Annotated in this window: 10 protein-coding genes; 6 read left to right on the top strand and 4 right to left on the bottom strand. The window is 49.3% G+C overall.

Features of this window, described 5'->3' with window-relative positions; translation table 11 throughout:
- Positions 1 to 9: 9 nt before the first annotated feature.
- Positions 10 to 519 carry a protein-disulfide reductase DsbD domain-containing protein gene (locus tag ACIS_RS03790; RefSeq protein ID WP_238523256.1) on the bottom strand — a complete coding sequence of 170 codons (510 nt, stop codon included), beginning with the start codon at positions 517 to 519 and terminating at the stop codon, positions 10 to 12.
- Positions 520 to 895: 376 nt separating this feature from the next.
- Here ACIS_RS03790 and ACIS_RS03785 point away from each other — a divergent pair, with 376 nt between their 5' ends.
- From ACIS_RS03785 to recR, 3 genes are all read left to right on the top strand, one after another.
- A complete protein-coding gene (locus tag ACIS_RS03785) occupies positions 896 to 1,969 on the top strand; it encodes an ABC transporter ATP-binding protein (RefSeq protein ID WP_049756268.1) in 1,074 nt (357 codons plus the stop codon).
- A gap of 20 nt (positions 1,970 to 1,989) precedes the next feature.
- Positions 1,990 to 2,160: a twin-arginine translocase TatA gene (gene tatA / locus ACIS_RS03780; protein ID WP_010263388.1), complete on the top strand. Its 171-nt coding sequence runs from the start codon at positions 1,990 to 1,992 to the stop codon at positions 2,158 to 2,160.
- 71 nt (positions 2,161 to 2,231) lie between these two features.
- Complete coding sequence (gene recR, locus ACIS_RS03775) at positions 2,232 to 2,819, top strand: recombination mediator RecR (RefSeq protein ID WP_010267368.1); 588 nt, start codon at positions 2,232 to 2,234, stop codon at positions 2,817 to 2,819.
- Positions 2,820 to 3,800: 981 nt separating this feature from the next.
- On the opposite strand, the gene ACIS_RS03765 is transcribed toward recR, so the two are convergent.
- Positions 3,801 to 4,685, bottom strand: a complete 885-nt coding sequence (locus ACIS_RS03765) for a metal ABC transporter substrate-binding protein (protein WP_012880867.1) — start codon at positions 4,683 to 4,685, stop codon at positions 3,801 to 3,803.
- Between ACIS_RS03765 and ACIS_RS03760 the strand changes: the two genes are divergently transcribed.
- The 3 genes from ACIS_RS03760 to ACIS_RS03750 are packed head-to-tail and all read left to right on the top strand — an operon-like array spanning position 4,665 to position 8,089.
- Positions 4,665 to 5,402 (top strand): metal ABC transporter ATP-binding protein, encoded by a 738-nt coding sequence (locus ACIS_RS03760; RefSeq protein WP_012658890.1) that lies wholly within the window; start codon positions 4,665 to 4,667, stop codon positions 5,400 to 5,402. The two genes, ACIS_RS03765 and ACIS_RS03760, sit on opposite strands and share 21 nt — an antisense overlap.
- Positions 5,395 to 6,846, top strand: coding sequence for a 2-polyprenylphenol 6-hydroxylase (gene ubiB / locus ACIS_RS03755; RefSeq protein WP_010263403.1), 1,452 nt, complete (start codon positions 5,395 to 5,397; stop codon positions 6,844 to 6,846). Before ACIS_RS03760 ends, ubiB begins: the two co-directional genes overlap by 8 nt.
- A gap of 37 nt (positions 6,847 to 6,883) precedes the next feature.
- On the top strand, positions 6,884 to 8,089 hold the full coding sequence (locus ACIS_RS03750; protein WP_012658891.1) for an MFS transporter: 1,206 nt from the start codon (positions 6,884 to 6,886) through the stop codon (positions 8,087 to 8,089).
- Between the two features lie 134 nt (positions 8,090 to 8,223).
- Here the strand turns inward: ACIS_RS03750 and miaB are convergent, their stop codons facing one another.
- Together miaB and ACIS_RS03740 are read right to left on the bottom strand one after the other, a co-directional pair.
- Positions 8,224 to 9,615: a tRNA (N6-isopentenyl adenosine(37)-C2)-methylthiotransferase MiaB gene (gene miaB / locus ACIS_RS03745; protein ID WP_012880866.1), complete on the bottom strand. Its 1,392-nt coding sequence runs from the start codon at positions 9,613 to 9,615 to the stop codon at positions 8,224 to 8,226.
- Between the two features lie 136 nt (positions 9,616 to 9,751).
- Complete coding sequence (locus tag ACIS_RS03740) at positions 9,752 to 12,007, bottom strand: glycoside hydrolase/phage tail family protein (RefSeq protein ID WP_238523255.1); 2,256 nt, start codon at positions 12,005 to 12,007, stop codon at positions 9,752 to 9,754.
- Positions 12,008 to 12,421: the final 414 nt, after the last annotated feature.

Raw genomic sequence — 12,421 nt, 5'->3', positions numbered from 1 at the left:
GTAGCCAACTTACTTACTATTCCACTCGTCAATAAGACGCAAAACAGCGCTATCCTCAAAGCCTTGTTCCGGTACGTCAATGGAGATGATCCTGCTTTGTGGTATACAAGATGGGCCACAAGCTGCAAAACTGACGTTGAGCCTGACATGCTTTACGCCTTCAGCGACCTCAAGCTTTACTGGGAACACCACGGTGCCCGAATATGCATTGCTTTTTAAAGTTTTATCCGCGGCCTTATCGATGATTTCAGAATGTTTTGGCCAATGAATTGCATACTCTTTCACCTCTTCGCTTTCGAATGAGAACACAGTTGGCATGCCGGTGTCCCCTGGCTCCTTGGCGCATATATGCCACCCAGATTCTATGTCAAACGTCACCGCAGCATACACAGTATTGCCGGAAACCGAGCCAACAGCGACCTTAGTGTTCACGTGGTTCAAATACTTGTCATTGTCGACAGCATACGCGGCTGACACGCAACACAACAGAAAAGAGAATTGCAACGCTGCCAAACGCATAAAAGTACCCATAGGAAGCCTCATATCACACATTACTAGGGCGTAGGTTATCCTCTTTTTTTTGTTTTTGCAATGATCTGTACTTACCTAATTTTTTTGTACCACACAGTAGGGGGGTCCGTAGCTTCGCTCAGAACCAAGCGCGTTCACGTTTCTGGAAAATTTGCAATCCTTGCCGTTGCACTATCGCTCCTTGGTAACACGTGTGGATGGGTCTGTACACTAAAAACAAGCAGGTGCTCCACAGCATTTCTGGGTTACTGAACAAATGGTGGGTATACAGAAAGAGTTGACTAGCTCACATATCGCACGCCTGGGTTGTCGGCATTATTTTAAGATCTGGGTGCACTTGTGAATAGGTACAGTGAGTGGTACCATGGCTTGTGGCAGCGTCAGCGGTAATAGCGGTAATACTGTGGTCGAGGGACTGAGACTGGATAATGTGTCGCATAAGTACAGGAAGACAGATTTCCTGCTGAGCGTTGACTGCTTTTCCGGAGATAGGGGAGAGGTCATATGCCTACTCGGCCCGTCCGGATGTGGGAAGTCCACAATTCTAAAATTAATTGCCGGGTTGGAAAGGCTGCGCACCGGTGTGATAATGGTCAATGGAAGGGTGCTAAGCGATGCACAAAACAACACGCACGTTCCCACAGAAAAGAGAAATGTGGGGCTGGTATTCCAACATCCATCGCTGTTCCATCACCAAACCGTGGAGGAAAACGTTGCGTTCGCGGTAAAAGAGCAGGGCAAGGAACGAAAAACCCAGCGCGCGCTACACATGCTGAGCTTGCTAGGTATGGATAGCCACAGGGGTGCGTACCCCCACATGCTTTCTGGGGGGCAGCAGCAGCTTGTGACGATTGCCAGAACTATGGCCCAGAATCCAGAGATCATCCTGTTGGATGAGCCGTTTTCCAATCTGGATACCATTTTGCGATCTAAAATTAGGGCTGATGTATTGTCCATAATAAGGCGTGAACGTATTACCACTCTTTTGGTAACGCATGATCCAGAAGAAGCGCTTGAGGTCGCAGACAAGATCTATGTGATACGTGAGGGCAGAATAGTGCAATGTGGCGCCCCGGGCGAGATATACAATAATCCAAAAGATGCACACTTGGCGCAATTTTTTGGGAAGTCAAATTACTTTGAGTCCGTTGTGTGTGATGGAAAAGTTGCAATATCGGGAGTTGGTGATATTGACGCAAGCTCGTTTGGGGACGGGAGCAAGGTGGCTGTGTGTATGCGGCCCGAGGCGATTTTTTTGCGACAGAGCAGCGGAATTCCTGCTACGGTGAAACTTGTAAGATTTTTTAACAGTATGGTATACATAGAGGTACAAGGTTGCGCGTATTGGATGAAGTTTACGGGTTCTGTTTTGCCCGAAGTTGGTGATGTGATATCTGTATCTTTTGATCTGGGCAAGGTTTTGTTGTTCAGGCTATAGTTGTTTGGGGGGTTGCGTATATGAGTTTAGGTCCGTGGCAGATTTTTCTTATATTTCTGATCATTCTAGTGTTGTTTGGTGCTGGTAAATTACCTCAAGTTATGGGTGATCTCGGAAAGGGCATCCGTAGTCTGAGAAAGGAGCTAAAAGATGGCAAGCTGGCGCATAACAACGATGAGTCTAACAATTGACCTGAACAGTCAGCAGTGTGCAGAAGCGGGCCCCTCTTTGTGTATCGTCTTGGTTGGGTGTTTGCGCTGATATGGACATAACTAAGCTTATAAATCTTTTTGCCAAGCTTCCGAGTTTGGGCCCTGCCTCTTCACGTCGCATAGTGTTGCATCTGTTGCGGCATAGGCAGGACGTAATGGTGCCCCTCGCTGCCGGAATTAGAGAGTTAGAAATGCACACTAAGGAGTGCACAATCTGCCACAATTTAGACACCATTTCTCCCTGCTCCATATGTTCCGATAAGGGTCGGGACCAAAGCATTATCTGTGTTGTTGAGGAGTTGGGTGACTTGTGGGCTTTCGAGCGCGGGAGAATATATTCCGGGGTATACCACGTGCTGGGGGGAGCATTGTCTGCCCTCTCTGGTATTGGCCCGGAAGACCTAAATCTGGGTGGAATTGTAGATAGGATTCGCACGCATGGGGTTAAAGAAGTCATCGTTGCAACGAGCAATGACATGGACGGACAAGTGACGTGCCATTACATAGCTCAGATGGTGAAGGGCACTGATGCCAAGGTGACTAGGCTTGCATGTGGCATTCCTCTTGGGGGAGAGATAGACTACCTAGATGAGGGCACGCTACGCGCGGCTCTCTCCTCAAGGTACGTCATTACCTAGCAATTTGACTTTTGTGGATGGTACACGCCCCACCGCAGAGGAAACACCGCCACTCTTCCTGTAGCTGGCAACCACGCACAATTGCCGGGCCCCATGTGGCTATGGGGGAGCGCAACCGGGGAAGGCCAACTAAATTGCCTAGCAAGTTTGCATTGAGAGATGGGATTACGGCTCCCACGGCCTAAGGTGCCTCCATCCACCTTTCCGTAAAGTCACACCAAGCCAAAAGTCTGGCCCCGTTCAGCGAGGCATTATATTGATCTAGCTATATGCAGGTTCTTGACATGCATGGCCCCGTGCAAACTTTACACAACTGGCACAAGATATCCGGCTAGTCACCACGCAACAACGACTCCAGTGCGGCTCTTTCCTCGAGGTACGTCATTGTCTAGAAGCTTTGCGTTGAGATATGGAATGCGGCTCCCGCGGCCTAAGGTATGCCCCCATGTTTCCTTGTAGGCAATTCCAGAAGGCATATGCAACTGCCTATATCACTGAGGTATCTCTCTTTACCCTGCTGAATATTACACACTCACACAGGGGAGCTGCTGCGTCATGCTCTTCCCCCACAACAGCGGGTCTGGTTTGAGTTGCATGTATGGCGAATGTACGGTCCAATGGTGATACCCCATACAACACCCTTAATAATGGTGACTTTAATAATGTGAAGAACCCGCGGAATTTTCTGACAAGATCGCACAGAGGTACCTCTACCACTCTTCCTGTAGCCAGCAACCACGTACAATTTCAACCCCATGTGGTGAGGGAGCGCAACCGGGGAAGGCCAACTAAATTGCCTAGCAAGTTTGCATTGAGAGACGGTACACGCCCCAACGCAGATGCAACGTCACCACCTAGCAATTTTGCGTTGGACGGGGTTTCGGCTCCCAAGGCTTAAGGTATGCCACCCACTTTTCCTTGCAAAGTCACACTGGACTAAAATGTCTGCCACAACTTACGCAACTGGCACAAGATATCTGGCTAGTCACCATGCCGCTGAAGGCAGCTCCGGAAACTGTTTGCGATTGTCTCCATCAGTTCAAAATACCCGTCCGTGCCCCGGATGTTGCGTCCAAGCGGATCTAGTGCGCATATTTTTATTTTCTTGCTTACAAGCCTGTAACGAGATGCACTATGCAACGGGTCAGTAAAAATACATCGCACTTCATGCTCCTTCGCAGCCTTTTTTGCGAATGACAACCCCTTTGCGGTAACACTGACTGTATGCCCACTGCCAGACAGTGCGGCCACGAAGTTCAGCCCGAAGTACCTGTCAAAATATTGATAGGCATCATGCTCTGCCATGTACGGTGTGTCTCTGATAGGTGCGAGCACTGCGCTGATTCTGCCAGCCATGTCTTTTATCTTTGCAAGCGCAGCTTCCGCGTTTTGCCTGTAGGCATGAGCATTTTCCGGATCCTCTTCAGAGAGAACCGTGCAGATTTTTTGTACCATTTTGCTGGCGTTATCTGGATCTAGCCATATGTGCAGGTCCTTTTCATGCGTGAAGCGCCCACCGACGGCCCTTTCTGTGAGCAACGTTACCTCATCTGAAAGTTTCACGAGCCTCCTGCCTGCTCTGTTGTCCAGCCTTCTAACGAAGGACTCCAGCCTGTCGTCGATATAAAAAACTATGTCTGAGGAGTTTAGCTTTGCCATGTCGGAGGGCTTGAGCACGCAATCGTGTACGCATGATGCGCCAGTTGTGGGCAACGATGGCTCTACCACCCCATGGGCCACTGCGCTTATCAGAAAATATACGGGATTTATGGTTGCAGCTATCCTTGGAACGGTATATCCTCCTACCGGCAGCAGCACCGTGAGCGCTACCATGAATGAGATCACATGTCGTCTAATCACCAGCATTTCAGGCAGCCCGCAATAAAAGGAGGAGAGTCGAGAGTCTCGTCGAGGCGCGCGATACTCACGGCCGATAGTCTAACACTATTTTACGAAGATAAAAAGGTTATAGATAACGTTAGCTTTTCGGTAAAATTTGGGGAGATTGTAACTATTTTGGGCCCAAATGGGGGCGGCAAGACCTCGTTGGTGCGCGTTCTTGTGGGGATAAACAAGGCATACAAGGGTACAGTGCGTTATTTTGGTAAACTGGGAATAGGCTATCTTCCCCAGAATATCAAGATCAATCGTCTTATGCCCATGACGGTCGAATATTTTCTTCTGCATACCTACCTGGGGAGACGTGCAGTCTCAGATTTGGAAGACTCGATGAAATACGTTGATGTTGAGCGGCTGTTGAAGCGGCAAGTGGCCGAGCTATCCGCTGGCGAAACCCAGTTAGTGCTACTTGCTAGATGCCTGATGATGAAGCCTGATCTTATAATTTTGGACGAGCCTGTGAGCTGCATGGATATTGAAGCGAAGCACAATTTCTACAAACTAGTTGCACGGCTGGTTACAGAGTGCGGTGTGAGCGTCCTCATGACATCGCACGATCTGCACTGCGTGATGTCATGCTCTGACAGGGTTATTTGCGTAAACCACTCAATACGCTGCGAAGGCACGCCCGAGGAAATCACAGAAAACGCAAAGTTTCTGAGCGTGTTTCCGAATAATGTTTAGCGTAATAAAAAGCTGCGCCAGAATGTTGCGCATAGTGACGGCTATTTTGTGCCATGGCATCTTGCCGTACACAGGCTTCCTATCGCTCAGATTGCGTTCAAAAACCCGTGCGGAGAGGTTGTGTATTCTTTTACAAAGCTTGGGCCCAACGTTTATTAAGTTTGGCCAATTTCTTGCTGCTAGGGTAGACATAGTGGGGGAAGACGCGGCGAAGAACCTGCTTCGTTTGTGTGATGCGCTACCACCATTTTCATTCGACGACGTCGTAAAAACGATTGAGTGTGATTTGCGCAGACAGATGGGTAGCATCTTTCGAGAATTTGATACGGTGCCGGTTGCCGCGGCGAGCGTTGCCCAGGTTCATAAGGCAAAAACACTAGATGGTGAACTCAGGGCGGTGAAAGTGCTCAGACCCGGGGTGGAGCAAGATTTCCGCAGGGATATAAGACTTATGCGTCTATTGGCGCGTATTTTCGGTGGGTGCCGCGGGTTGCAGAGATTCCAGCTTGGGCAACTGGTTGAAATGTTTGCGAGCATATGCAGACTGGAGCTAGATTTACGCTTCGAAGCGGCGAATGCGGAGGAGTTGAGGGAGAACACAAAGGCGGATCGCGGGATATTTTGTGTGCCAAAGGTAGACTGGAATTGCACCTCCAAACGCGTTCTTACTTTGCAGTGGGTAGATGCTGTGCCGATTTACGAGATTGACAAATTGCAAGATCGTGAGTCTTTGGCCCGCAATCTGATTTTGTGTTTTTGTAACCAGGTGTATAAAGACAGATTTTTCCACGCTGACATGCATCCCGGCAACCTCATGGTAGACAGCAACAATCGGATTGTTGCGGTGGATTTCGGCATCATGGGCAGGATTGACGAGGAAACCTGTGTGTATATCTCCGAAATATTCATAGGCTTTTTGAGTAGGGACTACCGCAGAGTTGCTGAGGCACACCTCGATGCGGGGTATATTCCCGGAAGGTGCGATGAGTTTATCACGGCCTGCCGCGCGATATGGGAGCCTATAGCTGATATGAGCGCGCAAGGGTTTTCCATGGCGGAGTTGCTTACCCAACTCTTTATGGTTACCAGTGAGTTTAACATGAAAGTGCAACCACAGTTGCTTTTGTTGCAGAAAACCATGGTGTTGGTTGAAGGGATATGTAGGCAACTGGCGCCGGATATGAACCTGTGGAAAATTGCAGAACTGTGGGTGCAGGAACATGGTGACAATCACGGATATACCGAGCGATTTAAAAAGTCACAGGTTTATAGGTCCATGAGAGGCATGCGGATGTTGGCGTCCAAGATTGACCGCAGCCTTGATATTATAATTTCCCATGATGGATACAGGCAAGGCCGGGGGCAGACCACGCAACTCGGCGCTGCCCCGTTTTTGATGCTTGTCATAGTTGGGCTGTTGGTCGTACTAGTGATAGTGAAGTGAGCGTGGCAGATATGTTGATTATAGATCAGGTCTGATTATGCTCTCTGAACGCGCAAAAGCCTACTTTGGCTGGTTGACTACAGTTATGATGTTGGTATCTCTGAGCTGCTCAGAGTGCATGTACTCCGCGTTTGGACAAGTGGTGCTGCACAGCGAGCTCAGAGTTGCCACACTCATGTTTGCACGTATGTGTTTTTTTGCCCTATTTCAACTTTTTTCTGGAGCGTTAATAGACCACTATGGCGGTAAATTAATGCTGCCGGCGGCCGCGTTGTGTATCTGCGTAGGCGTACTTTTTCAAATGCTTGCTGGTGAGCAAGGTTTCCTTTTTATGGTAATGCTTTCACAGCCGATTCTAACCTTCGGAGCCTCTTTTTGTTTTATCGGTGCTGGATATGCAAGCATGAACTTTTTTACGCCACCCATGTCTGGTGTCATGTTCGGGCTTGCCCAAATGGCCCACGGCCTTTCGTATGCGCTGTTTGGTGTGCTTTCTTTTTACCAAAATCACTTTCTCATGGAGCACTTCAAGTTTTTGGTATCGTGCATCATCGCGGTACAATTTGCAGTCTTTCTCATGGCGTTGTGTGCGGTGCAGAATCCTCCGGGCTACAGAGGGGCCTCAGGGCACATGCAGTTCCTCCAGGTGGTGAGGAATATGCGCGATATTGTCACAACCAGGGATGCGCTATATGCCTCCATAGTTGGTGGTATGATGTTTGGCATGTTTTTTGCCGTCGCGGGTTTTCTGTTGTATAAACTGGACTCTAGGGTGGTATATCTGGTTTCCGTATATGCATGGGTAGGCTTCTCCCTTGGGGCGCCCTTTGCATGTTGGGTGCTGGCTGTGTTGCAGGATAAAAAACGCGTCCTTTTCGCGTTTTGCGTATTTCAAATGTGTAGTCTACCGATAGTTGCACTGCTTATACAGCGAATGCTGTCTGCCGAAGATCCCGCATTGGTGGCGTATTTGTGCTATTTTGCATCGTTTTGTTTCGGATTTGCTGCCGGTGGGCACATGATAGCATTTACTTTCGGGTGTAACATGACGGCTGCACGGGTTACAACCTTCTGCGCGATCGTCAATGGCGCGATGTGCACCATAGCTGGCGTTGTAATTCTGGTGCTTACTTTGCTGTCAGAATACTACAACCTTACAACGTTGTTAAGATACTCCGCGGCTGTGGCTTGCGTGCTAGGCTGTGTGGCGCACTGTAGCCTTACTAGAGCGCGCGGTAGTTAGTACTGTTGCAGGGGTGTCGCCCGACAAAAATTTGCTCAATGAATTGGTGCTGCCCAGTCTATTGGCTTTGGTACGCACATAAACGGTGCGGCTGGTTTGGCCGATTATTGGCTGATTATTGAACCAGACACAGCTCAAGCCTGTACGGCGGATCGGCAGGGGCTACATGCTGTGGGGGGGGGGGAGATTGTATCGGTGCAAATAATGCCCTTCAAAGAGCTGCGCGCTCCTTCTTCCAGCACTTTTACGCTGAATATCTTGTTACGGTACCCCGCCGGGTCTCCATCCACAGAGATGTACACCGGCTGCATATGTTCGCTCTTGCCGAATACCTCGTTACTGCAACCGCGCGAGCCTTCTGTGCCGCATACTAGCACTGATACAGTCTTGCCTATCATGCTCTTGGTGAAAAGGCGCTGCTGGGTGAGCAGCAGGTGCTGCAGTCTATGCAAACGGCTGCTTTTTTCCTCCTCCGGTACCTGGTTCGTATACTCTGCGCCGGGGGTCCCAGGCCTTGGACTGTACTTAAAGCTGTAGGATGTGGCAAACCCAACGTGCCTGACTAAGTCCATTGTAGCTTCAAAGTCTTCTTCGGTTTCTCCGGGGAAGCCCACGATGAAGTCTGACGAAAGTGCAATATCGCTCCTGGCCTCTTTGAGGGTGTCTATTATATCCATATACTCCTGCACCGAGTGTTTGCGGTTCATTTTACGTAGCACGGAATCTGAGCCAGATTGCACTGGCAGGTGGACACAAGGCAGCAACTTAGGCTCATGCTTATGTGCGTCATATAGTGAGCTATGCATATCCCTCGGGTGGGAGGTTGTGTATCGTATCCTCTCAATGCCGTCAACTTCCGCCACCTTCCGTATTAAACGCCCCAAGTCCCACTCGTTACCCTTGTAGGTTCCATGGTATGCGTTTACATTTTGCCCAAGCAGTACAACCTCTTTTGTGCCTCCGTCGGCGAGTTTTCTCACTTCCGCCAGCACATCTTCAACCGATCTTGAATACTCTGGCCCCCGAGTGTAGGGCACTACACAAAAGGTACAGAACTTATCACACCCTTCTTGGACTGATACAAACGCCGAAACTCCGCGGCTGACCAGCAAATCTGTAGATATTACATCAAACTTAGAGATGGCGGGGAACTCAACATTCATCTGCTTTGCGTCCCGAGTGGCTTTCATGATCAGCTCGGGCAACGTGTGTATGCTCTGCGGCCCTACCACAACATCCACAAACGGGGCCCGCTCAAAGACTGCTTCTCCCTCAGCCTGTGCAACGCACCCTGCCACCACTATCAACGCACCTTCTTTGCGGAGCATGCGCATTCTTCCAAGTGCGGAATATAGCTTTTCTGCTGCCTTTTCTCTTACGTGGCAGGTGTTAACCATTATGATATCTGCGTCTTCCGGGCGCTGGACCGCTGCAAAACCTAACGGCCTGAGGATATCCTCAACCATCAAGGAATCATAAACGTTCATTTGGCACCCGTAGGACTCTATATACAGCCCTTTTGTCATAAACCGCGATGTGAAGGCGATCGTGAATTCTATAATATTTTGTGCATAGACACAACACGAATCTCTGCGCCGTATACTCTGCGCGCGTGGCTAGAAACCTCTTGGTGCTTTGATTACCAACGATATATGTATACTGCTATTTGGGGGTGTATGATATACAAGAAAAGCTTTTGCGTTTAAAACGCGTTGGAGTGTGGATAAACCCCCCAAGGTGCACCTGTAGGCCTGCAATCCTCACGCTAGCAATTTTTAACGTGTGTTGCCTGTGCTCCCATTCCACGCTGATTACATCTCCCACATTTAGTGAAGCATATTTTATGGGCAGAGATATCCTGAAAAAGCAATTCTGGCTTGCGGTGAGGTGTTGTAAATCATCCACTATGGCCTCCGCATGTAGATCATCAAGCACCAGTGATGTTTGTAAAATACCTGAGGCTTTTGGCCCACCAACTTGGCATGCCTGCGGGTTTCTAAGCCTCGGCTGGTAGCCAAATCTTCGGCTTACGTATAGCAGTGCCTGCGCTTCGCAGGGGGCTGTGGGTGCGTAAGTTACCTGGTAGCTTCCCGGCACTACATCCTCGTCTGGTATGTGCAGTACAGATTCCGGGTCAGAGTCCGAGAAGACCAATTCCCCCGCCTTTTCCCTGATGTCCAGGCAGTATATTTTTTGTAGTTCCCTGACCACGGCCTCCGCTGATGTGTAATTGTGGATTGAATATCCCAGCACGAGCTCGTCCGCTTCCTTTGCGGTTGTGGAACGCAGGCCTACCTTGCCGGTCACGCTTTGGAGGATTGAAGACAGTGTGGCCGAGTCTATTTTTCCGTTGATCCAATGGCCAGTCTGCCAGTTTTGGTAGAAATATGGCTCCATTTTGACGTACGGCTCGAGATTCCACGCGTAAAGGAACATCCTCTCCACAATTTCTGAGGGGTGCCACGCGTCAAAAGTGCCTTCTATAGCGGTTTTTTGTGCGACAAAATCTATGCTATCCGGTGTTACGTTTTCTACAGCACTAGCGTGTTGTTCGGGCGATAGCGGCCTGTATGTGCAGTCTGCCACACTTCGGAAACCATATTCTATGAACCACACCTTTTTGCTTTTAGGTTGCCACGCGGTTTTGGTATTGTTATGCCGGTTTACATGGCTGCTGCTCCACCATTGGCCTATGTTTTTGTACGCAGAGCTCAAGTGGGAGCTTTCAGATTGTCCTATAGTCGGGTGCTTGTAGGGGCCATCATACCCTTCACTGCTGTGCCAAGATTGTGCAACGCTTTGTGCGCTGAACCTATGCGTGGGATTTGGGGTGTCTGTAAGGGGGAAATACGCGTTGATGCCGACGACGTCAATATGGTCAGATGCCCACAACGCGTCTAAGTTGTATACCCCGTTGTGCGAGTGATATTCGTCCCAATTTGCCGCGTATGTTACAACTGTGGCGTTTCCAAGCACCTGCTTTGCCAGTTCAGCCAAGCGTATGAGTGCCTCTACTGCCGGGAACGATTCTGCGTCATCTTTGATTCTGGTAAGCGATGTAAGACCGCTGCCTATTACGAACGCATCTATGGTTCCCCTGGTAAGTAGGCAGTAGTGTTCTATGAATGGCCGGTATCGCCGACTGAAAAACTGGTCGATGTCTTGCGGGTTCTCGCACGTCAATTGTGTGCCTTCTTCGAAATTTACGATCAATTTCGGCAGTAATAGTATCTTATAACCCCTGGATTTAAGCTCCCATATGTATCGCACTAAGGACGCATCGTGGGTGGTTCCCTTGGGCGGCTGCCGGCCATCTTTTAGCCTAAGTTTGTATGCATTTGTTGCGGTAAAATTACCAACCTTCCAGGCGTCTGGAGTTATCTTGACGTCATGCTCGTATATGGTCGCGGGGCGGACCCCGCAATGCTTAATGTTTTGTCCGTCAGTAAACCAGTGAACCGTTACTGCCACCCATTGCACGTTAGGTAAAATGCTCTGCATCGCATCCAGGGCTAATAATGCGTTTGACCGCGTATAACCACCCATCCCGTTGATTTTTGCTGCAGTTCCATATGCAACTGTTTGTGTACCTACAACCGCGACTTGTATTGCCCTGTGTATTTCAGTGTCATAAGAAAATTCTCCTCTACCTATGGTGTGTATGCTATTGATTTTCTGCGTAATATGGCCTTCCAAAAAACCTTCTGGATACGCAGTGACCTCAAACACAAAATTCGGCACTGCATTGTTGTAGTCTTGAAGTGGCAGGTCCTCTATCACGATGTACGCGATGCCGCGGTATGCGGGGGTGTGTTCCCCTGCGGGGGACATTAGTGGATCGGGTGCTTGGTCTTCGGTGCCCTTGTATAGCCTGTGTTTTATTGTGGACAAATCTAGCGGTTTTCCATTTGCCCACATGCGAGAGAGTCTGTGTATTGGTCCCGAGCATATGGCAATTGCCAGTGTTGCGTGGCTGCTTGTGGTGCGTTTTGCTGATTGTGAGCCACGTGTTGTGTAGGTTTCTTGGTGCCTTGCATACCTGATTGGTTGTGCCCATATTATGTTGCCTTGTACTTGTGCAGTGCCATACACTTTGCACAATGTCTTGCCGTATGTGGATGTTTGCACCCTGGTTTCCTTTGGGGGTTTTTTGGCTTGCGTGCTGCCTCTGTTCCGCAAGTTGGGCGCTGATAGCCCTTCGGTTGTAACTCGGTTGAGTGCCTCTTCGATAGATTGTGTGACAGACTTCCAGACTGCTTGATTTACTACGCTAGCGATGGTAGACAATATTGGTGTTGTTGACATAATTTAACCCGGGATAGTTGCAGTAGT

Origin of the sequence: Anaplasma centrale str. Israel, from assembly GCF_000024505.1 — a bacterium.
In the GTDB taxonomy this organism is placed as follows: Bacteria; Pseudomonadota; Alphaproteobacteria; order Rickettsiales; family Anaplasmataceae; genus Anaplasma; species Anaplasma centrale.
Note: the sequence above shows the minus strand (reverse complement) of the source record. Positions and strands in the feature narration are given on the sequence as shown.